This is a genomic window from Actinoplanes sp. NPDC051859 (assembly GCF_044452725.1).
Classification (GTDB): Bacteria; Actinomycetota; Actinomycetes; order Mycobacteriales; family Micromonosporaceae; genus Actinoplanes.
Genome location: NZ_JBITBX010000008.1, coordinates 1 through 26,494, shown reverse-complemented (window position 1 = coordinate 26,494; position 26,494 = coordinate 1). Strand labels below are relative to the sequence as shown.

Sequence of the window (26,494 nt, the reverse complement as noted above, 5' to 3'; positions counted from 1 at the left end):
GTGGGTGTCCATGTGCTGACCGCCGACCCGGCTCGCGTTCGCCTCGCCGCCGGTGGCGCCTTCACCGCCGTCGGTGGCCGCGCCAGATCCCGGTTCGCCCTCTTCTCGGCGTGAGCTCCCGGGCTTGCTCTATATAAAGATCATCTTTATATTGGCGGGCATGCCCACACCGATGCGGGAACCCACCTTCTGGATCCTCACCGCCCTGGCACCCGAAGCGCGGCACGGATACGGCGTGATCCGACAGGTCAGCCAGCTGTCCGGCGGCCAGGTGACCTTGCAGGCCGGCACCCTGTATGCCGCCCTGGACCGGCTCGCCGCGCTCGGCCTGGTCGAGCCGGCCCAGGAAGAGGTCATCGACGGTCGGCCGCGACGGTACTACCGGCTGACCAGCGACGGCGCCGCCGCCTTGGAAGACGAGACCGAGCGCCGCCGGGCGAGCGTGGCGGCCGCATCCGCGCAACTGTCGGCCCGCCGCCAACTCGGGTTGAGCCTCTCGTGACGGATCGGCTGGCACGCCGGTACGCCCGCTGGTTGCGGTGCTACCCGCCAGGCCGGCGCCGGGTCGAGATGCTCAGCACTCTGCTGGACTGTGCCCCGCCTGAACGCACCCGGCCCACCGCCCAGGAAGCCGGCAACCTGCTGCGATTCGGACTGCGCGCGCGGCTGGGCCGTCCGGCGAGCCGATCGGTCGTGGCGCTGTCCCTCCTGGTCGCGCTCACCGCCGGGTTGATGGGCGCAGCGGCGGCGGCCCGGATCGCCTGGGAGTTCGCCCCGCCGCTGCCCAGCGGCGCGGCAGCGCAGGAGCTCAAGGAAACCGCGTTCCCCGGGCTGCCCGCGTACGGCGGCGACGACGCGGAGATCTTCACCACCCACCCCTTGGAATGGGTACCGCAGTTCGGCGCGGCTGAGTACTGGGTTCGGCACACGCCAGAAACCCGCAACGTCAAGGCGTACGCCGAGGGTGTCCGCGACCGTCTCGCCGCAGCCGGCTGGCAAATTCGCAGCGACATCACCGTCGTCGACGACACCGCCGGGTCGACGCAATGGGCGCAATTCTGGGCCACCCGCAACGGCCTGGCGCTGTACTACGACAACAGCTACACCTCGACGGACCCGCCATCCGACGACTCCGACGGCACGGTCAGCTTCGAGCTGTCCCGCTCTTCCGCGCCGCCCTGGTTGGCCGGGTCCGCGGTGTCCGTGGGGCTGCTCACCGCGGTCGCCGGCTGGCTGCTCTTCGGCTGGGCGAGCCGCCGCAGCGAGGGCCATCCGCTGCGCACCGCAGGCAGCGCCTGCCTTGCCGTCCTGCCGGTCCTGTTGGTCGTAGTCGCCGCGCTAGCCGTCGCCGAAGAGACATCGCTGTCGAACCGGCCCGCGCAGGAGGCGCTGTGGGGCGGCCTGCACATGCTGAACGACGGGTTCGGACTGCTGGCACTGCTCTGCACGCTGGGCGCACTGGCCGTCGCAGCCCCGCCGTCCCGCGTCCGGGTGGCCGTCTCGGCGAGCATGGCCGTGCTGGCACTGGCTATGGCGGGGATGGCGGCCGGAGTGCCGAGCCGGCTCCGTGGCACGTGTGCACCCACCGGACCGCCTGCCGTGACGCCTGCGGCCGCCCAGTCGCCGCGAGCGTGGATCTACGTCGTCCAGGGCGCCACCGACCAGCAGCGCAAGGACGTCGAGGACGCCATCAACCGGACCGGTGAGCTCAGCCCGATGTTGATCGTCGACCCGGCGGACGAGGCGTACCGGTACGCGTACTGCGACGGCCGGGAACTCGCTGGCGACTCGGGCTGGCGAGTGCCGCACGTCTGGCGGATCTGGCTGCCGAGCACGGACGTCTACCCGGAGTTGGTGGCGGCGGTGAGTCAGCTGCCCGGGGTGGTGGCAGTGCGACAGACCCGACAGGAGGACTGAGGTCACCACCGAGGTGGCTCAGGGTGGCTCCGAATGTGCCGATAGGCGGACGTGTCACAACCGCGCGGTGCCGGCTGGTGGCGGCCGTGGCTCCTGATCGGTGCGGCTGCCACGGTGGTTTGTCTGCTGCTGCCAGCTGACATCCGTTTCCTCGGCAACGCGACGCTGGGCGCACTGTCGGTCGCTGCCATTCTGACCGCCGTCCGTGCGTACCGGCCGGAGCGCGCCACGCTGTGGGTGGTGTTCGCCGGCGCCATTGCCTGCTGGACGACGACCGGGGTCGTCGACCGCATCCATACGCACGTCCTGCACCGTCCGTCCCCGCTGTGGGCAGAGGTGCTGTTCCTGTGCGGCTACCCGCTGCTGGGCGCCGCGCTGGCCCTGATGCTGCGCAGCCGTACGCTGCGCGGGGACCGGACAGCGCGGATCGACGCAGCCATCGTCGCGGCCGGACTCTTCCTGCTCTTCTGGGTGGGATACCTGCGTCCCGTCGCCCTCGACTCCTCGATCTCCGCCCTCGACCGGTTCTTCCAGCTGGCCGAACCGGCCGGTGACATCATGCTCATCGCACTCGGCGCACTGCTGCTGACCACCCCCGGAGCGCGATCCGCGAGTTTCCGGCTGCTCACCGGCGCGCTCCTGCTCTCCACCGCCGGCAACATCGTCTCTGCGCTACCACTCGAGGAAGCGCCCTGGCAGCAGGCGATCGTCGACGGCACCGCCCTGTCCGGCTACCTCGTCGCCGCAGCGGCAGCCCTGCACCCATCGATGCGCTCGCTGTCGATCCTGCCGTCGCGGGTACCCACCTTCGTCCGGCCCCGGCTCCTGCTCCTCGCTTTCGTGTCGGTGCTGGGACCCGTCGTCGGCATCTACCAGGGCCTGACCCGCGACGGCCGGGTCGACTGGCTGGCTACCAGCGTGGGTTCCATGGTGCTGACGCTGCTCATCGTGCTGCGCACCGCGGACCTCGTACGCCGGGTCGCCCAGCAGGCCGCGCAGCTCGAGGAACTGGCCCGCAACGACGGGCTGACCGGGGTCGCCAACCGCCGCACGCTGGACACCGAGCTGCCGCGGATCCTGGCCCGGGCCCGGCGCTCGGGGGAGACCGTCACCCTCGGCATGATCGACATCGACCACTTCAAGCGCTACAACGACACGTACGGCCACGCCGGCGGTGACCGCCTGCTCAAGGAAGCCACCGCTGCCTGGCAGTCCGACCTGCGTGCCGACGACCTGCTGGCCCGGTACGGCGGCGAGGAATTCACCGTCGTCCTGTCCGGCACCGACCACAACGTGGCGACGGCGCTGTTCGAACGGCTGCGACGCAAAACGCCTCGGGAGCAGACCTTCTCGGCGGGCCTGGCCGAGTGGGACGGCACGGAAAGCCCGGACGCGTTGCTCGCGCGCGCGGACCGTGCGCTCTATCGCGCGAAGGAGGCGGGCCGCAACCGCGTCGAGGTGGACCACCAGGCGCGCAACGACCAGGACACGAGTGCCCCTAGCGGCGCTGGCAGCCGCCCGGCGGCCCGCTGACGACGATCGAGTGGCACGCCCCTGCCGCGGGACCCGGCCGCAGTGGCGGATCCCGCAGCGGCGCGGTCAGGCGCCGACGTAGTCGGCGAGATGCTGGGCGGTCAGGGTCTTGTGGGCTTTGACCAGGTCGGTCGGGGTGCCCTGGAAGACGATCTTGCCGCCGTCGTGGCCGGCGCCCGGGCCGAGGTCGATGATCCAGTCGGCGTGGGCCATGACGGCCTGGTGGTGTTCGATGACGATGACGGACTTACCGGAGTCGACCAGGCGGTCGAGCAGGCCGAGGAGCTGCTCCACATCGGCGAGGTGCAGGCCGGTGGTTGGCTCGTCGAGGACGTAGATGCTGCCCTTGCCGGCCATTTGCGTGGCGAGCTTGATGCGCTGGCGTTCGCCGCCGGACAGCGTGGTGAGAGGCTGGCCGAGGCGGAGGTAGCCGAGGCCGACGTCGGCGAGCCGGTCGAGGATGGCGTGGGCGGCCGGGGTGCGGGCGTCGCCCGTACCGAAGAATTCCTCGGCCTCGGTGACCGACATGGACAGCACTTCGCTGATGTTGCAGCCGCCGAAGGTGTGTTCCAGCACCGCGGCCTGGAAGCGCTTGCCGCCGCAGTCTTCGCAGGTGGTGGCGACGCCGGCCATCATGCCGAGGTCGGTGTAGATGACGCCGGCGCCGTTGCAGGTGGGGCAGGCGCCTTCGGAGTTGGCGCTGAACAGGGCGGGCTTGACGCCGTTGGCCTTGGCGAAGGCTTTGCGGATCGGTTCGAGCAGGCCGGTGTAGGTGGCCGGGTTGCTGCGCCGGGAGCCCTTGATTCCGGACTGGTCGACGGACACCACGCCTTCGGTGCCGGCGACCGAGCCGTGGATCAGGGAGCTCTTGCCGGAGCCGGCGACGCCGGTGACGACGACGAGGACGCCGAGCGGGATGTCGACGTTGACTTTCTTCAGGTTGTGCGAGGTGGCGCCGCGGATGGGGAACTTGCCGGTGGACTTGCGTACCGAAGGCTTCAGGGTGGCCCGGTCGTCAAGGTGCCGACCGGTGAGCGTGCCGGCCTTGCGGAGCCCGTCGACCGTGCCTTCGAAGACCACCTCGCCGCCACCGGTGCCCGCGGCCGGGCCGAGGTCGACGACATGGTCGGCGATCGCGATGGCTTCGGGTTTGTGCTCGACGACCAGGACCGTGTTGCCCTTGTCGCGCAGCTGCAGGAGCAGGTCGTTCATCCGCTGGATGTCGTGCGGGTGCAGGCCGATCGTGGGCTCGTCGAAGACGTACGTGACGTCGGTGAGCGACGAGCCGAGGTGCCGGATCATTTTGGTGCGCTGGGCTTCGCCGCCGGAGAGAGTGCCGGACGGCCGGTCGAGGGACAGGTAGCCGAGGCCGATCTCGGCGAACGAGTCCAGCAGGTGCTGCAGGCCGGCAAGCAGCGGGGCCACCGAAGGGTCCTTGATGCCGCGGATCCACTCGGCCAGGTCGCTGATCTGCATGGCGCAGACGTCGGCGATGTTCTTGTTCTTGATCTTCGAGGAGAGTGCGGCCTCGCTGAGCCGGGTGCCGCCGCAGTCTGGGCAGGTCGTGAACGTGACGGCCCGTTCCACAAAGGCGCGCACGTGCGGCTGCATCGCCTCGACGTCCTTGGACAGGAACGACTTCTGGATCGCCGGGATCACGCCCGAGTAGGTCAGGTTGATGCCGTCGATCTTCAGCTTGGTCGGCTCGCGGTAGAGCAGGTCGTGCATTTCCTTCTTGGTGTACTTGCGGATCGGCTTGTCCGGGTCGAAGTAGCCGCAGCCGCGGAAGATGCGGCCGTACCAGCCGTCCATGCTGTAGCCGGGGATGGTCAGTGCGCCCTCGTTGAGGGACTTGCTGTCGTCGTACAGGGCGGTGGTGTCGATGTCGTTGATCGAGCCCATGCCCTCGCAGCGGGGGCACATGCCGCCCAGCCGGGTGAAAACCACCTTCTCGGCCTTGGAGCCGGCACCCTTGTCCACCGTGATCGCGCCGCTGGCCTTCACGGACGGGATGTTGAACGAGTACGCGTTCGGAGAGCCGATCTGCGGCTTGCCGAGCCGGCTGAACAGGATGCGCAGCATCGCGTTCGCGTCGGTCGCGGTGCCCACGGTGGAGCGCGGGTTGGCACCCATCCGCTCCTGGTCCACGATGATCGCGGTGGTCAGGCCCTCCAGCAGGTCGACCTCCGGGCGGGCCAGCGACGGCATGAAGCCCTGCAGGAAGGCGCTGTACGTCTCGTTGATCAGGCGCTGCGACTCGGCGGCGATGGTGCTGAACACCAGGGAGCTCTTGCCCGAACCGGAGACGCCGGTGAACACCGTCAACCGCCGCTTGGGGATCTCGACGCTGACGTCCTTGAGGTTGTTCTCCCGGGCACCCTGCACGCGGATCAGATCATGGCTGTCGGCGGCGTGCGGCTTGCTCATCGTCTCTCCAGATTCTCGGTCGGCGGAACATTCTCATCGGCGGAGCCAGGGGCCGGTCCACGGCGATCACGCTACGGGTGGCAGTGTGCGATTGCTTCTTGATTCCTGATCGGAAAGTCAACCCCGGACCTGGTCCGCCGTACGGCACGCCGCGCCCCGGCACATGGTCAGCTTCTTCAGCGCCCGGTGCAGGGCGGCGCGGCGGCTGGCGCTCAGGTCGGCGTAGATGTTGCGCAGCTGGTGCGGGTCCTTGCGCCGGTTGTAGTACTCCCGTGCGCCGTCAACGTACTCGACGTAGGTGTAGGTGGCGGTGCGGAGGGCCGCGTACGTGGGCGGATTACCGCTGAAGGGGCGGGGCCGGTCGGGGTCGGTGGGGTCGAAGTCGGGGCCGTGGTGTTCGACGAGTGCGGCCGTACGCCAGTCGGGGGATGTCTTTCCGGCCAGCAGCGGGCGGAAGTCGCGGCCGTGCACGTCGGCGGGCACGGTCGTCCCGGCGAGGCTCGCGAAGGTGGGCCGCAGGTCGACGTTCTGCACCGGGGCGTCGACCTGGCGGCCCGCCTCGACGCCCGGCCCGGAGATGACCAGTGGGACGAGGATGTCGCTGTCGAACGCGGTCTGCTTGCCGGGCATCAGCCGGTACTCGCCGGTGTGGAAGCCGTTGTCGGAGGTGAACATGATGAGGGTGGTGCCGGCGACACCCGCTCGTCGCACGGTGTCCAGCAGCGCGGCGAGCATCCGGTCGATCGACTGGACGGACTGGGCGCGTTTGCGGAACACGGTGTCGATCTCTGCCTGCTGGTCGACGGTCAGCGGCGTCCGGCTCGCCAGCCACGGCGGCGCGTTCTCGCCCATCGCGTCGAAGGCGGGACCGCGGGGCGCCTTGAGCCCGGGGAACAGGTTGGCGTCGCGCGGGGCCGGCGTGTACGGCGAGTGTGGCGCGAACGTCGCCACCTCGAGCAGGAACGGCGTCCGGTCCGCCGCCGACTTTTCGATGAAGGCGGAGGCCTTCTCGCTGAGCACATCGGTCAGATAGTCGCCCGGGGCGCTGCCGTAACGGCGGACCGTGCCGTTCTCATTGAGGGCGTAGTCGAACTGGGCGTACCCGTTGCCGCCCGCGTGCCATTCGGTCCAGCCGGGGGGCACGTGTTTGCTGCTCGGCTGGTACCGGTTGAGGTACTTGCCGAAGAAGGCGGTGCGGTACCCGGCGGTGTGCAGATCCGTGGCGAAGGTCGACCGCTCGTGTCCGCGTCGGCGGAACTGCACGAATCCGCCGTCGATGCCGTCGTTGGTGTAGATGCCGGTGCCGTGCGGGAACTTGCCGGTCAACATCGAGGCGCGGGACGGGCAGCACAGCGAGTTCGACACGGTGTAGTTGGTGAAGGTGGTGCCGCGGCGTTGCAACTCGAGGACCTGCGGCATGTGCCGCACCAGGTTCATCGACAGGTCGTCGGTCAGCACGAGCACGATGTTCGGCCGGGCGGCCGCGGCGGCTGCGGACGAGGCGGTCGGGGTGGGGGGACGGTCTGCCGTGCAGGCCATCAGCAGGCTGACGGCGGCGAGCACCCCCGCAGCGGCGCGGAGTCGAAAACCCATGACCCGGACATTACGGGCTCATTCGCCGGGGAGGCGAACCTCCACGCGCAAGCCACCGTCCTCGCCTGGCACCGCGGTGATCGTGCCTTCGTGGGCGTGCACGATCGAGCGGGCGATGGCGAGTCCCAGGCCCGCGCCGCCGCTGTGGTCTATGCGGTCGGAGCCCAGGCGCTTGAACGGCTCGAAGAGCCCGGCGACCGCGTCGGCGGGCACCGGGACGCCGGTGTTGACCACGGTCAGCGCCGGTGTGCCGCCGGTCCGGACGTGGATCGTGCCACCCGGCCGGTTGTACTTGATCGCGTTCTGCACCAGGTTGGTGATCAGTCGCTCCAGCAGCACCTCCTCGCCGGGGACGATCCGGGGTGCCAGGCTGCTGGTGATCACGACCTGCGCCCGCGCGGCCTGCTCCAGGTGGGCCTCGACGACTCCGCCAGCGATCTTGTCGAGCTGCTGCGGGCTGCTGCCGGCCAGGCCCTGTTCCACCTCGGTCAACACCAGCAGGCCCTCGATGAGCCGTTCGTTGCGTTCGTTGGTCTCCAGCAGTTGCGCGGTGACCAGGGCCAACTGATCGGCGTTCATCACCCGGCTCAGGCCTACCTCGATGAGGGTGCGCTGCACCGCGAGCGGGGTACGCAGCTCATGCGAGGCGTTGGCGGCGAACCGGCGCTGACCCTCGTACCCGGCGGCGATCCGGTCCATCATCGTGTCGAGTTCCACCGACAGCGCGCTCAGCTCGTCACGGCCCCGGCCTGGGTGGCCGACGCGGAAGCCGAGGTTCTGCGGGCCGACCTGGGCGATGACCGGCACCAGGTCGCGGACCGGCCGCAGCGCCCACGGCGCCAGCGCCCACCCGATCAGCAGCAGCAGGATCACCATGGCCGCGTAGACGCCGAGGTCGGTTTTCCAGCTGAACACCACGATCCGGCGGCAGGGGCGGAGCTGGTCCGGCAGGGAGGTCAGCTCGCAGCCCCAGCCCTGGTCGACCCACAACAGCAGGTCGTCTTTGTAGATGGCCAGGAAGAAGCCGACGCTGACGACGGCGATCCAGCAGATCAGGAGCCGCAGGCGCAGGCTGTGCCGGACCGGGTTCATCCGTTGCATCATGCCGGAGGCGGGCAAGCGGGCGCCGGCGCCGCCCCGGTCACCGCCAGGTATCGGACCAGGTCACGCCGCAGGGCGAGCTGCCCGGCGGCGTGCGGGTGCGATTGGCGCCGCTCTCCCAGACGACCGCCGAGCCCTCCTTCTTGACGTATTTGTACTGCACCGGGACGCCGCCGGGCAGCGGCACAGTCGCGGTCCAGACCGGGTAGCCCGCCGAGGAGAGCGGGACAGCCGCGGACGGGTTCCAGTTGCCGAGGGCGGGCGTATCGCCGGTGACGAAGACGTTCTGGCCCCACGTCGTGCTGACGGTCGCCGCGAAGGAGACCGGCGCGGTGGCGCAGTCGGTGGTCGGCCCGCTGCCGCGGGCACCGATGTGCAGCGCGAGCCCCGCGTTCGCCGGGATGGTCGCGGTGAATCGGCCTGCGGCGTCGACCGGGTACGCCGCCCCGGTGCAGGTGCCGTCAGTCGCGTCCCCGCCGATGACGTCGCAGTAGGTCCCCGCCGCCAGCGAGGTCTGGAAAGTGCGGGTCAGAGCGGAGCCTGAGCGGTTGAACGCGACATACGCCGCCGTGCCACGCCCGAAGGCGATCTGGTGCGAGCCGTTGCTCCACCACTGGGTCACGGGTGCGCCCGCGGCGGCGTTGCGCAGCGCCACCAGGTTGGCCGTGGTTCGGTTGCGGTGTTCGCAGACCCAGCCGTTTCCGCAGCTCACCGCCGTGGTGGTCCCGTCGGTCGCGGTGGGCGGGCCGGCTTCCGGGTGGGTGAAGGCAAAGCTCGACATGACCTGCGGGACACCGTACGGCCACGCGAGCAGGAAGGCTTCCGCCAGCGCGTACGGGGCGCCATCGCGGTAGGTCAGCTTCGCGCGACCGTTGCGTTGGGTGTCGTGGTTGTCGATGAACGCCACCGCGTCCGCCGACCCGACTCGCATCCGACCCGCGAGCTGCTGAAGCTCCGCCAGGTTCCCGTCGCGGAAGGCCCCGCCGACTACGTCGCCGTAGCGGAACTCGGTGACGGCGCCGATCCCGGCGTACTCCTCGGGGCCGGGCTCGCCGCTGCCGCCCTCGATGACTTCGGAGTAGACGTACGGGTCGCCCTGCACCGCCGTCATGATGGCGGCGAGGTCGCCGGCGGGCAGGTGTTTGGCGGCGTCCACCCGGAAGCCGTCGACTCCGAGGGAGACCAGGTCGTTGAGGAAGGCGACGAGTTTGCCGCGCACGTACGCTGATTCGGTGCGCAGGTCGGACAGGTCGACCAGTTCGCAGTTCTGCACTTCCCACCGGTCGCCCCAGTTGGCGATGTCGTCGGTGCCGTTGCGGCCGCAGTGGTGGAAGTCGCCGTGGCCGTACGGCACTGCCGGGTAGGCGTACTGGGTGTAGGTCGAGCCGCCGGTGCCGGCGCCGGTGGAGGCTCCGCCCGCCATGTGATTGACGACCGCGTCGACGTAGATCTTGACGCCGGCGGTGTGGCAGGTGCGCACCATGTCCGCGAACGCGGCCCGGTCGCCGCGGCGGCTGGTGAGCTGGTAGCTGACCGGCTGGTAGTCCTGCCACCAGGGGTATCCCTGGGTGGGTAGGACGACGTGTTCCTGCGGCGGCGAGACCTGCACCGCGCCGTAGCCCTGCGGCCCGAGAACCTGGGTGCACTCGCGGGCGACCGACGCCCAGGGCCACTGGAAGAGGTGCACGATCACGTCCCGGGTGCCGGACGTGGTGTGGGAAACGGTGACTTTCGCGCGCTCCTGGACGACGGCGAGGGACATGGCGGCGAGGAGCGCGGAGATCGCGGCGGCCAGGACCGGACGGGTGCGCATGGGGGTCCTCCAGAACGCGGGAGTGGGTGAAACTCCTTGCGTAAGTGGAGGGAAAGTTATCAGCGTGTTTCGATGAGGTAAAGCGATGGCAGTCTATGCAAACCCGTCATCGACCGCGTAAGCGCAGGTGGCGGCAGGAACGTGCCGATGAAAGTGCGGTAACCGCTTACCGGATCATGCCGCGGAGAACGTCATGCTCTCCGGACCACGACCGCTCCGGTTCATCGCCGTCGAGCCGCGCACCACCAGCTCCGGCGGGAAGACGTACTCAGACCGGGGTGCGCCGTGGCCGTTGATCTCATCGACCAGCTGCCGGATGGCGGCGTTGCCCATCGCGGCGACCGGCTGGCGCAGCGTGGTCAAGGGCGGGTCGGTGAAGGCGATGAGCGGGGAGTCGTCGTAGCCCACCACCGACAGGTCCTGCGGCACGCTCAGTCCGCGTCGCTTGGCGGCCCGAATCGCGCCGAGCGCCATCAGGTCGGAACCGCACACGATGCCGGTCACTCCGCGCTGCAGGAGCTGGCTCGCGGCCACCTCGCCACCCTCGACGCCGAACAGGGTCAGGGCGATCAGCTCGTGCAGCTCCTGATCGCGCAGGCCGAGCTCGCGGCGCATCGCCGTCCGGTAACCCTCGATCTTGCGTTGCACGTTGAGGAACCGGTCGGGGCCGGAGATGAAGCCGATCCGCTGGTGGCCGAGGGCGACAAGATGGCGGACCGCGGTCTCCCCGGCGAGCCGATCGTCGCAGGAGATGAACGGGGCGTCCAGCCCCTCGGCATAACCGTTGATCAACACGATCGGCAGCGGCCGGCTCACCAGTTTCCGATAACGCTCGTGGTCCGCGGTGGTGTCGGCGTGCAGGCCGGAGACGAAGACGATGCCGGAGACCTGCCGATCGAGCAGCATCTCCACGTACTCGTCCTCGGTCACGCCGCCCGGCGTCTGCGTGCACAGCACCGGAGTGAACCCGGACTGGGCCAGTGCGGACTCGATGACCTGCGCAAACGCGGGAAAGATCGGGTTCTCCAGCTCGGGCACGATCAGGCCGACCAGCCCCGCGCTGCGCTTGCGCAGCCGTTCGGGGCGCTCGTAACCGAGGACGTCGAGCGCCGTCAGCACCGCCTGACGGGTGTCGGCGGACACGCCGGGCCGGTCGTTGAGCACCCGCGACACCGTCGCCTCGCTGACCTCGGCCTGGCGCGCGATGTCGGAGAGTCGTGCGCGCATGGCCGTCACTGTAGACCCTGGAAGTTCTTGCAGATGTTCCGCAAGCACTTCCAGGGATCGACGGTGCCGGTTACCCGCCGAGCAGCGCCCGGATCCGCTCCGCGCCGACTGCCAGCAACAGCGTAGGCAGCCGAGGACCGGTGTCCTTACCGATCAGCAGCTGATAGATCAACACGAAGAACGACCGCTGCGCGACCTTCAACTCCGGCGTCGGCTTCGTGTCCGGCGGCAGACCCGCCATCTTCTTCGGTACGCCGTACACCAGCGTCGTCAGCCCGTCCAACGACCAGTTGGCGTCCAGGCCGGCGCTGAGCAGCCGCAGGGACTCGCGCTGGGAGTCGTCCAGCGAGGCCAGCAACTCCTTGTCCGGCTCGGTGCGGACCTGGGTGCGCGCCTCCGGCGGGAGCTGGGTCAGCACCCAGGTCTGTGCCCGGTCCAGTCGCGGCCGCACCTCGGCCAGGTCGGTCACCGGCCGCTGCGGGTCGAGGTCGCTCAGGATCCGCAGCGTCTGCTCGTCGTGCCCCGTGGTGATGTCCGCGATCGAGGCCAGCGTCCGGTACGCGACCGGCAACGGCGTCCGCGGCAGCGTGACCGTGGCCGTCCGGGTCGCGCGGTCGTACGCCGACGCGTCACCGGCCGGAGCGGTCCCAGCGGCGATCTTCGCCTCCAGGGCATCCCACTCGTCGTAGAGCCGCTGAATCTCCGCGTCGAACGCCACCTTGAACGACTGGTTCGGGCGGCGGCGCGCGTACATCCAGCGCAGCAGCGGCGCCTCCATGATGGCGAGGGCGTCGGCCGGGGTGGGCACGCCACCGCGGGAGCTGGACATCTTCGCCATGCCCGTGATGCCGACGAAGGCGTACATCGGGCCGATCGGCTGCTCGCCGCCGAAAATCTCGCCGACGATCTGGCCGCCCACCACGAACGACGAGCCGGGGGAGGAGTGGTCGACGCCGGAGGGCTCGAAGTGCACGCCCTCGAACGCCCACCGCATCGGCCAGTCGACCTTCCAGACCAGCTTGCCCCGGTCGAACTCGCTGAGCTGCACCGTCTCGGTGAACCCGCACGCACACTCGTACGTCAGGGCAGTGGTGGCATCGTCGTACGCCGTCACCGTCGTGGTGTCCTTGCCGCACTGAGCGCAGTACGGCTTGTACGGGTAATACCCGGAGCCCGCGGCGCCGTCGTCCTCGTCCGCGGCGCCCGAGCCCTCCGCCGCCTCGGCTGCCGCAGCGGCGTCCGCCGCGTCCAGCTTCGCGTTCGCCTTCTGCCCGGCAGCGGGACCCTTCGGCCGGCCCTTGGTGCGGTAGCGGTCCAGGATCGCGTCGATCCGCCCACGCTCGCGCATCGCCAGCAGGATCTGCTCCCGGTACGCCCCCGAGGTGTACATCTCCGTCTGCGAGATGCCCCGGTAGTCGACGCCCAGCTCAGCCAGTGAGTCGATCATCGCGGCCTTGAAGTGTTCGGCCCAGTTCGGGAACCGGCTGCCGGGCGGGGCGGGAACGGCGGTCAGCGGCTTGCCGATGTGTTCGGCCCACGACGGGTCCACCCCGGCGGGCACCTTGCGGAACCGGTCGTAGTCGTCCCAGGAGACGAGGTGCACGACCTCGTGCCCGCGCCGGCGAATCTCGTCCGCGACCAGGTGCGGGGTCATCACCTCCCGCAGGTTGCCCAGGTGGATCGGCCCGGACGGGCTGAGCCCGGACGCGCACACCACCGGCTTACCCGGCGACCGGCGCTGCGCTTCGGCGATCACCTCGTCGGCGAACCGGCTCACCCAGTCGACGGCTGCTGCTGCTTCCACCACGCGATCTCCACCTTCTCGTTCGCTACCCGCCCATTTTCCCGGATCGGCTTCCACCGGCCGTGCACCGGGTCCGGCAGGGCCGGCTGCCCGCGAATCCTCAAGTCGGTGCCGGGCGCGGTCGATGGTCGCCTCGTGACGACCAGGCGAGCACTCGGGCACCACGCCGCGTCCGTGGCGATCGCCATCGGCGTCGTGCTGCTGGCCGCCCTGATCGGTGCGTACGTCGCGGGCTGGGCGCGGGCGTACCTTCCCCTCGCTGCGGTGCTGCCGCTCGCCCTGATTTGTGCTTCCCTCGGCTTCCGAGCCGGCAAACGCAGCGCCGACGCGGCCCGCCGGCCGGATCATCGGCAGCGCACCGACCCGCTGACCGGCCTCGCCGACCACGCAGCGATCGCCGACCGGCTCGCCGACCTCAGCGCGCAACCGCTGCACGCCGGCCGGCACTCGGCCGTCCTCGCCATCGACCTGGACCACCTCGCCACCCTCAACCGCCAATACGGGCGCGCGGCCGGCGACGCGGTGATCGTCACCGCGGCGGCCGCCGTCCGCTCGGTCCTGCGCACCGGCGACACCGCCGCCCGCCTCGGCGGCGACGAATTCGCGATCATCCTGCGTGACCTGCCCGCACCCGCCGCCGCGGCCCGGGTCGCCGAGCGGCTGGTGGACGCTCTGCACACGCCGGTGATCGTCGGCGAGCAGGTGGTCGCGGCCGGCGCCAGCATCGGCGTGGCGGTCCGCGACGAGCTCACCCTGGGTGGTGACCTGCTGCTGCGGCACGCCGGCACCGCCCTGGAAGCGGCCAAGCGGTCCGGCCGCGGGCGCCTCGAAGTGTACGGCGGCAAGCTCGACAACCGCGCCCGCGAGGCCGAACTGCGGCGCGCCATCGACGAGGGCGCGCTCGTCGTCCTGTTCCAACCCGTCGTCGGACTCTCCACCGGTGGCGTGGTGGCCGTCGAGGCGCTGGTCCGCTGGCTGCACCCACACCGCGGGCTGCTGCTGCCGCAGGAATTCCTGGAGCTCGCCGAGGAGACCGGGGCGATCGTGCCGCTCGGTGAGTGGGTGCTGCGCGAAGCCTGCCGGGAAGCCGCGCACTGGCGGGCGACCGTACCGGCCACCGAACACGTCCGGCTCAACGTCAACCTCTCACCCCAGCAAATACGCCGACCTGACCTGAGCGAGACGGTCCGGAGCATCCTCGCCGAAACCGGGTTCCCGGCCGACCGGCTGGTGCTGGAACTCGCCGAGGACGCGGTTCGGCATCCGGACGAGCAGGTTCTGGTCGGCTTGCAGGGCCTGCGCGGGCACGGCATCGGCATCGCCGTCGACGACGTGGGCGCCGGCCGGTCCGGGCTGGGTCACCTGCGCGGCCTGCCCGTCGACACCCTCAAAATCGACCGGTCCTTCATCACCGGCATCGCCGACGACCCGCAGGCCCGTACGCTCGCCGAGGCGGTCGTCCGCCTGGGCGCGGCGGCGGACCTCACCGTGGTCGCCGAGGGGGTCGAGACGGCCGACCAGGCGCGGATCCTCACCGCGATGGGGTGCGGCTTCGGTCAGGGTTTCCACTTCAGCGAGCCGCTGCACGGGCGGACGGCCGCGCAGGCACTGCGCCGTACTTTCCAGGGCGCACCCTGGAAGGATTGACGTCCGGTCACGCGCTGCCGACGCGATAGCCGGACCGGTGCACGGTGTGCACTACGGCGGGATCGCCGAGCTTCTTCCGCAGGTTCATCATGGTGACCCGCACGACGTGCGTGAACGGGTCGGCGTTCTCGTCCCAGGCCCGTTCGAGAAGCTCCTCGGCGCTGACCACGGCACCGCGGGCGGCCAGCAGCACGTGCAGGACGGCGAACTCCTTGTTGGTGAGCTGGAGTGCCCGTCCGTCGCGGGTGGCTGAGTGCCGCGCGACGTCCAGGACGATGCCCTCCCGCTCCAGCACCGGCGGCACGGCCGGCGTCGACCGGCGGCCCAGCGCCTGCACCCGGGCGGCCAGCTCGGCGAACGCGAACGGCTTGGTGAGGTAGTCGTCCGCGCCCAGGCCCAATCCCTCGACCCGGTCGCGCAGCCCGGCCGCTGCGGTCAGAAGCAGAACTCGGGTGTCCACGTCCGGCGTGTCGGCCACCCACCGACACACCTGATCGCCGGTACGCCCCGGCATGTCGCGGTCCAGCACCGCGACGTCGTAGCGGTGTACGCTGATCCGTTCGAAGGCCATGTCCCCGTCGTAACAGACGTCCACCGCCATGGAGAGGCGCCGCAGCCCCTCGGCCACGGTGTCCGCCAGAAGTCGCTCATCGTCCGCCACCAGCACTCGCACGGGGCGAGTGTGCCAGCCGGGAGTTAATGCCTGCGTCAAAATCGTCGAGTACTTCGCCCGCCGCCGCTGGTCTATGGTGAAGCCGGGGCATCCATCCAGGGCCGCCGATCGGAGGCGGGGATGAGCGACGGCCGGGCGATCGACGAGGTGGCGCCGCTGGTCAGCCGGGCGGTGGCCGGCGACCCCGCGGCGTGGAACGAGATCGTGCAGCGCTACAGCGGTCGGGTCTGGGCGGTATGCCGGGTGCACCGGCTCAGCGCCCCCGACGCGGCCGACGTCTTCCAACAGACCTGGCTGCGCGCCCTGGAGAACCTCGACTCCCTGCGCGACCCGGCCAAGTTCGGCGCCTGGATCGGCACCACCTGCCGGCACGAAGCGTTGGCCGTCCTGCGCCGGGCCCGCCGCGCGCAGGTCGTCGACGACTCCTGGCTGGACGAGCGGCCCGGCGACCCCGACGACGATCCGGCGCTGCCGTTCCTGCTCGCCGCCCGCGACGCCGAGTTGTGGCAGGCCTACCAGCAGCTCAGCGGCCGGTGCCGGGACGTGCTGCGGGTGCTCGTCGTCGAGGCGGAGGACGGGCGGCCGTCGTACGAGCTGGCCGCGGCCGCGCTGGGCATGCCGGTCGGCAGCCTCGGCCCGACCCGGGGACGGTGCCTGGCACATCTGCGCCGATTCCTGACAGAAGGTATTCCCGACGCCGGTGGCGATTCATGACAGTGATGGACACGCTCCGCAACTTGTTATCCCACCGGCTGGAGGAGTCTCCGTGAGCGACGCGTACGACCCTGCCGACGGGCGCCTCCTCGCCCGGCTCGGCGACCTGTTCGCCCAGGCCGACCCGCCGCCGGAACCCCTGTTGGAGCTGGCCCGCCTCAGCTTCGGGCTGCGGACGCTCGACGCCGAGCTCGCGGCGCTCGTCGAGGATTCCGAGGCCGCCAACGACGGTGCCGTGCCCCGGCGCGCCGTTGCTGTCCGCGACCCGGGCACCGCCCCCCAGCCTCGCCAGCTCACCTTTCAAGTCGTCGGCCCGTACGGTAGCGACGAAGTCGTCATCGCCGTGCAGGTCGAAGCGCTCGGTGCGCGCCGCCGGCTCACCGGCCACCTGGCCCCGCAGGGGCCGGCCCGGATCGAGATCCGGCAGCCTGCGTCCGTCCAGCCGCGGCAGGTCGACGCCGACCGGCGGGGACTGTTCGTCGTCGAGGACGTGCTGCCGGGTCCCCTCAACCTGACCTGCCGCCGCGACGGCGTCCCGGCCGTCACGACGCAGTGGACCCTGGTCTGAACCCGCCCGCTGTTCGGGCCGCCCCGCCGTTTGCCGGCCGGGCGGCCCGCATCATCACGGCAGGGGAGTGCCCGGCAGCAGATGCACCACCGTGCCGAAGCCGGCCAGTGTCGGCCGCGGCCCCACCAACTGATCGAACGCCGACCGGGGGGTCAACGCCGGATCCTCCCCGCACAGGGCCGCCACCGCCCCGCTGATCTGCGGTGCGCTGAACGACGTCCCGCTCCAGGTCGCCCAGGAGTTGTCGCCGAAGGGGATGTCGGCGCCGACCCCCTCCTCGGGCGGCAACAGCCCCCGCACGAACGTGGACACCACGCCGACACCGACCGCGGAGCAATGCACCCAGGAGCCGCGGTTGGAGAACACCGCCGGGGTCAGGTCGGCGTTCAGCGCACCCACCGCCTTCACCCCCGGATATGCCGCGGGATACAGCGGCAGGTCCGCGCCGTCGTTGCCCGCGCTGGCGACGATCAAGGCTTTCGGGTACGCGCTGTGCACGTACTCCACCGCCTCCTGCATCGCCAGCGGCGGCACACCGTCCACCGCGGGTGCCCCGAACGAGGCGTTGATGACCAGTCGGCGGTCGCCGGCTTCGTCGACGGCCCGGATGAGCGTCTCGGCCGCCGCCTCGTCGGTGCCCAGCCCGTCCGGTCCGGTGAACCGGTACACCACCACCTCACAGTCCGGCGCGAGCTGCCGGACGATCCCCGCCGCGAACGTGCCGTGCCCGGCCATCCAGTCGATCCGGTTCTTCGGCGCCACCAGGTCCAGGATGTCGGTGCCCTGTCGCACCAGGCCGGTGTCCCACGCGTCGGTGCGGGCCTGATCGGTCAACCCGGTGTCGATGACGGCTACCCGGACCGGCGCCTGCGCCCCGTTCGACGCGTACGGCCCGGGTGCGCTGGTCACGCCGGGATAGGACTTGCCCTTGATCACGTAGCCCAGCGGCAGCAGCAGGTTGGGGCAGGCCGTGATGCCGTTGTCCCGGAGCCGGCGGGCATCCGCGCGCAGCTCCCGCTCGGTGCGCGCATTCCGGCAGCGCAGCACGCGGGTCCGTCGGCGCTCACTGCGACCCGGCACATCATCCGAGGCGTACGTCGGCAGCAACGTGCCCAGGCGGCCCAGCTGGTCGGCGGTGGCGTCCACCACGAGCTGATTCTCTGCGGTGAGGACCAGGCGGTCGTCGCCGGTCGTGACCACTTGAAATGGTCGACCTGCCGTCCGTCGGCGCACCCGGATCCGCTCCACGATGTCCTGTTGCGCGGAGGCCAGCACGGCGACCTGCCGCCGGACGTCCTGCTGATCGTGGGCGAGCTGCCCGGCATCCCGAGTGTCCGGAATCGGCCAGTCCGAAGCGATGGTCATGGATTTATCCCCCTGTCGGTCGGTACGCTGACGACGACCTGCCGCGCTCAACCTCGGGCGGTGCCAGATGGACACAGACCCGATAGCTGCAGACCTGGAAGACACCGGCCCGGTAAGCGCAGAGGCGAGCCTACGGGCGGAGGCCGACGCCGCTTACCGGAGAGTGCTGCGTGATCCGGCCAGATACGCGAACGCCGCAGAATCAACCCTCCGGCGGACCCGCACCGGTACGGACGTCGACGCCGAGCTCATCGCCCTGCGCGCCGTAGCCTGGGCCCGGCATGCCCGGCTCGACAACGAAGGCGCCCGCGACCTGCTCGACCAGGGCGTCCGTACGGCCCGGCGGCACGGCCTGTCGAGACGGCTCGGCGAACTGCTCGTCACCCGCGCCGTGGCCCTGCACGAACTGGGCCGCCACGACGCCGCTGCCCGCGACCTGCGCCACGCCGAACCGCTGATCGAGCCGGCCGACCGCACCGACCTGCGTCTGCAGCGGGCGGTTCTCGACCACAACCGAGGTCGCATCGTCGCCGCTGCGCAGGCCTATCGGAGCCTGCTCGCCGACCCGGCCACCCCCGCTATCGTCCTGGTCAAGGCCGCCAACAATCTCGCCCATGCGCAGACGTTGCTCGGCCGCCCGCACGAGGCCCTGGAACACCTTGACCGTGCCGCCGTCCTCGCCCGCGATCTCGGCCCCCAGCTGCCCGCCGTGATCGCCGGCAGCCGGGCCTGGTCCACCTTTCACGCCGGCCGGCTGGCCGAGAGCGTGCGCTACTTCGAGCAGTCCCGACGACTGCACGCCGACGCGGGTCTGCCGCTCGGCGAGCACCAGCTCGAGTACGCCGATGTCCTGCGCGACCTGCGCCTGCTCGACGAGGCTATGGTCGCTGCCCGGTCCGCCGCGGCCGACTTCGACTCCCACGGCGCTCGTCTCATGGCGGCGGAGGCCCGGCTGCGCGTGGCGGGCCTCGCCCTGGACCTCGGTGATCCCGCCACCGCATTGGCCGAGGCGCAGGCCGCCGCCCAGGACTTTCGCCGCCAGCGCCGTCCGGCGTGGACGGCACGCGCCACGGTCACCGAGGCCGAAGCCCTGGCCGCCCGGGACGGCTACACGACGGGGGTGCTTCGCCGGCTCCGAACGGCTGCGGCAACGCTCCGCAGCCAGGGTCTGCGCGCCGAGGCGGCGTACGGTCATCTCGCCGCTGGCCGGGCCGCCCTGGACCTGGGGCGCACGGCCGTGGCCCGCACCGAGCTGGCCGCGGTCAGCGAGGTCGCCGAAGGACAGTCACTGCTGGTTCGGCTGCGTGGCCGCGTCGCCCGGGTGCTGCTGGCCGAGGTCGACGGGGGCGCCGACGTGCTGCGCGAGTGCGCCCGCGGCCTGCGCGACCTGGCTCGGCACCGTGCCGCCCTGCCCTCCCTCGAGCTGCGCGTGCTCGCCTCCGGCCACGGCACCGAGCTGGGCGAGGCCGGCCTGCGGCATCTGCTTCCCGTGACCGCCGGCTCGCGCCGCCCGGCCGGCTCCCCGGCCCGCGTGCTGGACTGGCTGGAACGCACCCGGGCGGCGGCACTGCTGCGGGTCCACCCACCCGCCACCGGCGTCGACCAGGACGTCATCGCGCTGCGCGGCATCGCCCAGGAGCTGCGGGTCGCCCGCCTGGAGCGGGGTGAGGAACCGGCGGCGCTGCTGGCCCGGCAGAGCGCGCTCGAAACTCGCATCCGGCGTCGCTCCTGGAGCCGCGAAGACCCCGGCACCGAGGCGGCGGCGCCGGCCACGGGCGCCTCGCTGCGCCGCGCCCTTGCTGGCGAGTGGCTGGTCGAATTCGCGGTGACCGGCGACCGGATGTGGGCTGTGGTCGTCGAACCCCGCCGGATTCGCATTGTCGAACTGGGTGGTGCCGACCCGGTCCGGCAGGAAGCGGCGGCCCTGATGTTCGGCCTGCGGCGGCTGCTGCACGGCACCCGGTTCGCCTCGGTCGCCCACGGCGCGGCCCGCGATGCGGTCGACGCGCTGACCCGGCTGCTGGTCACTCCGCTCGGCGTACCCGCGGACACACCGCTGGTGGTGGTGCCGTCCGCGCGTGTTCCCGGCGTGCCGTGGTCGGCACTGCACCCCGCTCCGGTGACCGTGACACCGTCGGCGGCCCTGTGGGCACGTGCTCGCCGCACTCCGCCCAAAGGCCCGCCGGACGCCCACGGCCGCGCGCGGGTGGCCGTCATCGCCGGTCCCGATCTGCCCGGCGCGCTCGCCGAGGTGACAGCGGTCGCCGCGGCCCACCCCGGCGCCCGCACCCTGATCCCGCCGGACAGCACGGTGGACGCCACCATCGGTCTGATCAAGGACGCGGACCTGGCCCATCTCGCCTGTCACGGCCTGTTCCGCTCGGACAGCCCGCTCTTCTCCGCCCTGGAGCTCAGCGACGGCCGTCTCACCCTGTACGAAATGTTGTCGCACGGCGTCGCCCCGCACCGCGTCGTGCTGGCCTCCTGCGACTCCGGCGCTCAACGTTCCTACAGCGGGGACGAGGTCCTCGGCTTCGTCGGCGCCATGATGTCCACCGGCAGTGCGGGCATCGCGGCCACCGACCTGCCCATCCCGGACGGCGCCTGCGCCGGCTCGATGGCGGTCCTGCACGACCGGATTGCTCGGGGCGACTCGCTCGCCACGGCGGTCTGGCATGCCCGTCAGGCCCTGTCGGCTGGTGGCGGACCCGAGGAGTACGTCGCCTGGTGCGGCCTCACCGCCTACGGCCCCGGCTGACCGGCCGGCGGACTGAGACTCACCCTCAGCCCGCCAACGTGGTGTGGTCAGCCGGTCTCTGCGGTGAGTTCGGCGACCTGGTCGGCGCTGAGCCGCAGGGAGCCCGCGGCGACGTTCTCCTCCAGGTGCGCGATCGAGCTGGTGCCCGGGATCGGGACGATCACCGGCGAGCGGTGCAGCAGCCAGGCGAGGGCCACCTGCGCCGGGGTCGCGTCGAGCTGCTTCGCGATCCGGCCGAGTGCGCCGTCCGATCGTGCGAGGTCACCGCTGGCGATCGGCACCCACGGGATGAACACGATGTTCTCCCGCTCGCAGTAGTTCAGCACTTCCTCATGCTTGCGCTGGCTGAGGTTGTAGATGTTCTGCACGCTCGCCACGTCGATCTGGCGGCGCGCGTCTTCGATCTGCTCGACGCTGACCTCGGAGAGTCCGATGTGGCGGATCTTGCCCTGCTCCTGCAGCTGCTTCAGCGCGCCGAACTGCTCCTCGGCCGGCACCTTCGGGTCGATGCGGTGCAACTGGAACAGGTCGATGCGCTCGAGCCGAAGCCGGCGCAGGCTCAGCTCGCACTGCTGGCGGATGTACTCGGGGCGGCCGAGCGGGCGCCACTCGTCGCGCGACGGCCGACTCTGGCCCACCTTGGTGCCGATGACCAGCCCGTCCGCGTACGGGAACAGTGCCTCGCTCAGCGTCTCCTCGCTCGTGCCGGGGCCGTACGAGTCGGCGGTGTCGATGAAGTTCACCCCCAGCTCGACCGCGCGGCGTGCCACCGCGTGGGCGGCCGCGGGGTCGGTCGGGGGTCCCCAGACGTCGGGGCCGGTGAGGTGCATCGCGCCGAAGCCGAGACGGTTCAGCGGCAGGTCGCCGCCGAGCGTAAGCGTGGACATTCAGTGAACCCCTTGTGGTCGGGAACGGGCTTTGCCGCCATCTTGCCGCAGAACGGACGACCGACTCGTGAAACCTTGTGGACACTACTGTTCAGCGTTGCTTCGATGCCGAAGTCGGGTTTACGACCATCAATAGCGTAAACAAATTGTTTGTGCCGGGCTGACCTGCGAAAACGCGAAGCCAATGTACTCATGCACCGAGCATGCTGGTAAATGGCTGTGAATTGCGGTATTAAGCAAAGTGCCTGGTAGAAGCGCTCCGGTTGTCCGAAGTGGATGCCCGTTCAGCAGCGCTTAACTGTACTGGGAAGAAGCTTTCAGAGCCCGTACTCCGCCCGGTCCGGCAAACTGGCCCGGCGATGGAGATCGCGGCAGGACGGCTATCGGAAATGCGGGGTAGCCGCCGCGTGCGACGAAGGAGATGGACCGTGCACAACGGAGTCGAGGGGGTCCTCAGCCGCGCCCGGCAGGCCCAGGTCGAGTTCGCCGCGTGGCCGCAGGACCGGGTCGACGAGCTGGTCGCCGCCGTCGGGTGGTGGTGCTACCGCGAGGACAACGCCCGCACCATGGCCGCGATGGCCCACCGGGACACCGGTCTCGGCGACCCCGAGCATCTCTACGCTCTGCACCGCAAGCGCGTGCTCGGCACCCTGCGCGACATGCAGGGCGCCGCAACCGTCGGGGTCATCGCCGAAGACCCGACTCTCGGCCTGCGGACGTTCGCCAAGCCGCTCGGCGTGGTGGCACTGATCAGCCCGGCCACCGCACCCTGCTCCGCGGTCGTCTGCACCGGCCTGCAGCTGCTGAAAACCCGCAACGCCATCGTGTGCAGCCCCAACCCGGCCGCCCAGGCCGCCGTCGACTTCACGATCGACCTGATGCGTACGGCGCTGCGCGAGGTGGGCGCCCCGGCGGACCTCGTCCAGCGCGCCGCACCCAGCGAACGGCAGACCGCCGAGCAGCTCATGAAGGCTGCGGACTTCGTGGTGGCTTCGGGGGGTGCGCAGACGGTCCGCCGGGCGTACACGAGCGGCACCCCGGCGATCGGCGCCGGCGTGGGCAATCCGACCGTCATTGTCGACGAGACCGCCGACCTTGATCTGGCCGCCGAGAAGATCGCTGCCGGGTCGAGCTACAACAACGGCACCTCCTGCTCCTCGGAAAGCAACGTGCTGGTTGCCCGGGAGATCGCGGCAGAGTTCGAGGCCCGGCTGCGTGCCCTGGGCGTGCGCACCTGTGACACCGCGGAAACCGATCGGCTGCGCGCGGCGCTCTGGCCCGACGGCGTACGCCTCGACCGGGCCGCGATCGGCCGGCCGGCCACGACGCTCGCCGCGCGGGCCGGGATCACGCTCGACGACTCGGCCAAGACCACGTCGCTGCTGGCGGTGCTCGACCGGGTGGACGTCACCGATCCGCTGCTCGGCGAGAAGCTGTCACCGGTGTCCACCATGGTGGTCTACGACACTTTCGCCGAGGCCGTCGACGCCGTCGACGCCATCACCCGAAACTGCGGCAGCGGGCACAGCTGTGGCATCCACACCACCGACGACGCGCGGCCCGGCATCCTGGCCGACCGGATCGGGGTCGCCCGGGTCATGGTCAACCAGTCCACCGGGGCGGGCAACAGCGGCAACTTCGACAACGGGCTGGCGTTCACCTCGATCGTGGCCAGCGGCAGCTGGGGTGGCTGCGCCCAGTCCGAAAACGTGAACTGGCGGCACTTCCTCAACCGCACCACGATCTCCCGGCCGATTCCCGAGCGGATTCCGGCCGAGGACGAGATCTTCGGCGCGTACTGGGATCGTCATGGTGTCTGACCCGGTCTTCCACCCGTGGGCCGCGCAGGCGAAGGTGGCCCAGGCCGAGGTGACCCACGGTGCCGGCGCCTGGTTCGGCAACGATCACGGCGACCGCTGGCTGGATCTGCACTCCCAGCTCGGCAACCTGCACCTCGGTCATCAGCACCCGACCGTCGTCGCGGCGGTTGCCCGGCAAGCCGCGCAGTTGTGCACGCTCGCGCCGTCGTTCCGGACGCCGATCCGCGACGAGGCCGCCCGGCACATTCTCCAGGTGGCGCCGTCCGGCGCGCAGAAAGTGCTGTTCACCAACGGCGGCGCGGAGGCGGTCGAGCACGCGTTGCGGATGGCCCGGGTGACCACTGGTCGGCCGAAGATCCTGGCGGCGCACCGCTCGTACCACGGTGCCACCGACGGGGCGATGGGGGCGACCGGCGATCCTCGGCGCTGGCCGCTGGCCGCCACCGGTGCGGGGACCGTCCGGTTCTTCGGGCCGTACCGCTACCGCTCAGACTTCCACGCCACGACCGACGCACAGGAGTGTGAGCGGGCGCTGGAGCATATGCGCCGACTCCTGGCGTACGAGGGGCCGGAGACCGTCGCGGCGATCATCATCGAGCCGATCGTCGGCAGCAACGGCGTGCTGGTGCCGCCCGACGGCTACCTCGCGGGTGTGCGGGAGCTCTGTGACCGACACGGCATCCTGCTGATCGCCGACGAGGTGATGACCGGGTTCGGCCGGTGCGGCGCCTGGTTCGCCGTCGACCGGTGGGGCGTGCGCCCCGACCTGATGACCTTCGCCAAGGGCGTCAACTCGGGTTACGTGCCGGTGGGTGGCGTCGTGGTGGGCGAGGTGGTGGCCGAGCACTTCGCCGAGCGGCCGTACCCGGGCGGGCTCACCTACGCCGGGCATCCGCTGGCCTGCGCGTCGATCGTCGCGTCCATCGGTGTGCTGCGGGACGAAGGCCTGGTCGAGCGGGCGGAACGGCTGGGCACTGACGTCCTGCGCCCACTGCTCGACGAGCTGGCTGACCGGCTGCCGATCGTGGGCGAGGTGCGCGGCGCCGGGCTCGCCTGGGCCATCGAGCTGGTGGCCGACCGGTCCACCCGGGAGCCACTGGTGCCGTACGACGCGCCCGGCCGGGTGCATCCGCGGATGGCCGAGATCCTGCGGGCGTGCCAGGCGCGCGGGGTGTGGCCGTTCGTCGCGGCCAACCGGATTCATCTGTTCCCCCCTCTGGTCATCACCGAGGACGACCTGCGCGCCGGCGTGGCCGCGGTCGGCGCTGTCCTGGCCGAATGACCTTCCGACCACGGAGACGACGATGAGCATCCTGATCGTGCACAAGACCAATCTGAGCCGCCGCCAGCACCTGCAGCGGGCTCAGCGCTACGCCGCCGACCACGGCGAGGAGCTGGTGTTGCTGATGAGCGACGCCACCTGGGAGGCGGACCTCGTCGACCGGGTCGTGTCGGTCGACGTCGGCGACGCCGATGCGGTGCTGGCCGCGGTCAAGGCCGAGACCGCCCCGGTCTCCGGTGTGATCACCTTCGCCGAGGCGCTGGTGCCCGCGGTGGCCCGGGTCGCCGCAGAGCTGGGCTTGCCCTGGGTGGGCGAGCGCACCGCGATGCTCGCCCGGGACAAGTTCAAGATGCGCGAGGCAGCCGAGGCCGCAGGCGTGCCGCAGCCCCGATTCGGGCTAGCCCGCACGGTGGCGGAGGCGTTGGACGTCGCTGAGCGAGTCGGTTTCCCGCTGGTGCTCAAGCCGGTGCTGGGCACCGGAAGCATGTTCGTCCGCAGCGTCGCCGACCGCGCCGAGCTGACCGCGCACTTCGAAACCTTCCGTGCCGGGGCTTGGGACGCGTTCACCAAGGATCCGCTGCACGACGCCGCCGAACGCGAGTACGCCGGGGCACTGCTGCTCGAAGAGTTCGTGCCCGGCCCGGAGATCAGCGTCGAGTCCCTGGTGGTCGACGGTGTCACCCATTCGTTCGCCGTGCACGACAAGCCACTGCCGACCGGCCCGACCTTCGAAGAGGTGTACGCCTGCACCCCGACCCGGCTGCCCGCTGACGTGGTCGCCGCGGCGTACCGGGCGGCGGCCGAGGTGCACGCCGCGCTGGACATCACGGTCGGTGGCACGCACGTCGAGTTCCGGCTGCGGCACGGCACCGAGCCAGTGCTGTTGGAGGCAGCGGCCCGACTGGGCGGCGGGCCCATCTACAAGTCGGTGCTGTTGAGCACCGGCGTGGACATGGTGGCGGCGGCGCTGGACCTCGCCACCGGCCGGACCCCGGTGATCGAGCCGCGCGAGCAGCCGGTCGCCGTCGGTTTCTGGAACATCTTCCCGGCCCGGGCCGGCCGGCTGGTCGCGACGCACGGTGTCGACGAGGCCCGCGCCGACGACCGGGTCGCGGAGATCGACATGTACCGCAACCCCGGCGACCTGCTGAACGTGCCGCCGCAGACCTTCCAGGGACACGGCCACCTGATCTTCCTCGCCCCGTCGGTCGACGACCTCGACGCCACCTTCACCGAGCTGACCCACCTGGTCCGACTCGAGACCGAACCGGCATGACACCCCCTGTGTCAACCTCACGCCGCTTGAGCGAGCGGCGGGGAGGTGGTGAACCGCGAGGCTCCGCCGTGTTTGGCGGGGTCGTAGGG

At 70.9% G+C, this 26,494-nt stretch carries 19 protein-coding genes; 10 read left to right on the top strand and 9 right to left on the bottom strand.

Features of this window, described 5'->3' with window-relative positions:
* Positions 1-160: 160 nt before the first annotated feature.
* The 3 genes from ACIA1L_RS20910 to ACIA1L_RS20900 are packed head-to-tail and all read left to right on the top strand — an operon-like array spanning position 161 to position 3,450.
* Positions 161-502, top strand: coding sequence for a PadR family transcriptional regulator (locus ACIA1L_RS20910; protein ID WP_396074506.1), 342 nt, complete (start codon positions 161-163; stop codon positions 500-502).
* The gene (locus tag ACIA1L_RS20905) at positions 499-1,917 is read left to right on the top strand and encodes a hypothetical protein (RefSeq protein WP_396074505.1); all 1,419 of its coding nucleotides are present in this window, start codon (positions 499-501) and stop codon (positions 1,915-1,917) included. Before ACIA1L_RS20910 ends, ACIA1L_RS20905 begins: the two co-directional genes overlap by 4 nt.
* A 51-nt stretch (positions 1,918-1,968) precedes the next feature.
* The gene (locus ACIA1L_RS20900; protein ID WP_396074504.1) at positions 1,969-3,450 is read left to right on the top strand and encodes a diguanylate cyclase; all 1,482 of its coding nucleotides are present in this window, start codon (positions 1,969-1,971) and stop codon (positions 3,448-3,450) included.
* A gap of 66 nt (positions 3,451-3,516) precedes the next feature.
* On the opposite strand, the gene ACIA1L_RS20895 is transcribed toward ACIA1L_RS20900, so the two are convergent.
* From ACIA1L_RS20895 to lysS, 6 genes are all read right to left on the bottom strand, one after another.
* Positions 3,517-5,877, bottom strand: a complete 2,361-nt coding sequence (locus ACIA1L_RS20895; RefSeq protein WP_396074503.1) for an ATP-binding cassette domain-containing protein — start codon at positions 5,875-5,877, stop codon at positions 3,517-3,519.
* Between the two features lie 117 nt (positions 5,878-5,994).
* Positions 5,995-7,470, bottom strand: a complete 1,476-nt coding sequence (locus ACIA1L_RS20890; RefSeq protein ID WP_396074502.1) for a sulfatase — start codon at positions 7,468-7,470, stop codon at positions 5,995-5,997.
* 18 nt (positions 7,471-7,488) lie between these two features.
* Entirely contained in the window at positions 7,489-8,562 is a 1,074-nt protein-coding gene (locus ACIA1L_RS20885) for a sensor histidine kinase (RefSeq protein ID WP_396074501.1), read from the bottom strand.
* Between the two features lie 49 nt (positions 8,563-8,611).
* Positions 8,612-10,384: a carbohydrate-binding module family 20 domain-containing protein gene (locus ACIA1L_RS20880; protein ID WP_396074500.1), complete on the bottom strand. Its 1,773-nt coding sequence runs from the start codon at positions 10,382-10,384 to the stop codon at positions 8,612-8,614.
* Between the two features lie 174 nt (positions 10,385-10,558).
* A complete protein-coding gene (locus ACIA1L_RS20875) occupies positions 10,559-11,611 on the bottom strand; it encodes a LacI family DNA-binding transcriptional regulator (RefSeq protein WP_396074499.1) in 1,053 nt (350 codons plus the stop codon).
* A 70-nt stretch (positions 11,612-11,681) separates the two neighbouring features.
* Complete coding sequence (gene lysS, locus ACIA1L_RS20870) at positions 11,682-13,418, bottom strand: lysine--tRNA ligase (protein WP_396074498.1); 1,737 nt, start codon at positions 13,416-13,418, stop codon at positions 11,682-11,684.
* Positions 13,419-13,550: 132 nt separating this feature from the next.
* Between lysS and ACIA1L_RS20865 the strand changes: the two genes are divergently transcribed.
* Positions 13,551-15,062, top strand: coding sequence for a putative bifunctional diguanylate cyclase/phosphodiesterase (locus ACIA1L_RS20865; protein WP_396074497.1), 1,512 nt, complete (start codon positions 13,551-13,553; stop codon positions 15,060-15,062).
* Between the two features lie 7 nt (positions 15,063-15,069).
* Here ACIA1L_RS20865 and ACIA1L_RS20860 read toward each other — a convergent pair whose 3' ends face one another.
* Positions 15,070-15,735, bottom strand: a complete 666-nt coding sequence (locus ACIA1L_RS20860) for a response regulator transcription factor (protein ID WP_396074496.1) — start codon at positions 15,733-15,735, stop codon at positions 15,070-15,072.
* 120 nt (positions 15,736-15,855) lie between these two features.
* Between ACIA1L_RS20860 and ACIA1L_RS20855 the strand changes: the two genes are divergently transcribed.
* Both ACIA1L_RS20855 and ACIA1L_RS20850 read left to right on the top strand, forming a co-directional pair.
* Positions 15,856-16,449, top strand: a complete 594-nt coding sequence (locus tag ACIA1L_RS20855; RefSeq protein ID WP_396074495.1) for an RNA polymerase sigma factor — start codon at positions 15,856-15,858, stop codon at positions 16,447-16,449.
* A gap of 52 nt (positions 16,450-16,501) precedes the next feature.
* A complete protein-coding gene (locus ACIA1L_RS20850) occupies positions 16,502-17,017 on the top strand; it encodes a hypothetical protein (RefSeq protein ID WP_396074494.1) in 516 nt (171 codons plus the stop codon).
* A 54-nt stretch (positions 17,018-17,071) separates the two neighbouring features.
* On the opposite strand, the gene ACIA1L_RS20845 is transcribed toward ACIA1L_RS20850, so the two are convergent.
* On the bottom strand, positions 17,072-18,382 hold the full coding sequence (locus tag ACIA1L_RS20845) for a S8/S53 family peptidase (protein WP_396074493.1): 1,311 nt from the start codon (positions 18,380-18,382) through the stop codon (positions 17,072-17,074).
* Positions 18,383-18,449: 67 nt separating this feature from the next.
* Between ACIA1L_RS20845 and ACIA1L_RS20840 the strand changes: the two genes are divergently transcribed.
* A complete protein-coding gene (locus ACIA1L_RS20840; RefSeq protein ID WP_396074492.1) occupies positions 18,450-21,140 on the top strand; it encodes a CHAT domain-containing protein in 2,691 nt (896 codons plus the stop codon).
* Between the two features lie 47 nt (positions 21,141-21,187).
* On the opposite strand, the gene ACIA1L_RS20835 is transcribed toward ACIA1L_RS20840, so the two are convergent.
* The gene (locus ACIA1L_RS20835) at positions 21,188-22,027 is read right to left on the bottom strand and encodes an aldo/keto reductase (protein WP_396074491.1); all 840 of its coding nucleotides are present in this window, start codon (positions 22,025-22,027) and stop codon (positions 21,188-21,190) included.
* Positions 22,028-22,455: 428 nt separating this feature from the next.
* Here ACIA1L_RS20835 and ACIA1L_RS20830 point away from each other — a divergent pair, with 428 nt between their 5' ends.
* From ACIA1L_RS20830 to ACIA1L_RS20820, 3 genes are read left to right on the top strand one after another with little or no spacing between them, the layout of a single operon-like run.
* A complete protein-coding gene (locus ACIA1L_RS20830; RefSeq protein WP_396074490.1) occupies positions 22,456-23,847 on the top strand; it encodes an aldehyde dehydrogenase family protein in 1,392 nt (463 codons plus the stop codon).
* Complete coding sequence (locus ACIA1L_RS20825; protein ID WP_396074489.1) at positions 23,837-25,129, top strand: aminotransferase class III-fold pyridoxal phosphate-dependent enzyme; 1,293 nt, start codon at positions 23,837-23,839, stop codon at positions 25,127-25,129. Before ACIA1L_RS20830 ends, ACIA1L_RS20825 begins: the two co-directional genes overlap by 11 nt.
* 22 nt (positions 25,130-25,151) lie before the next feature.
* Positions 25,152-26,405, top strand: coding sequence for an ATP-grasp domain-containing protein (locus ACIA1L_RS20820; RefSeq protein ID WP_396074488.1), 1,254 nt, complete (start codon positions 25,152-25,154; stop codon positions 26,403-26,405).
* The last annotated feature ends 89 nt before the right edge of the window (positions 26,406-26,494 follow it).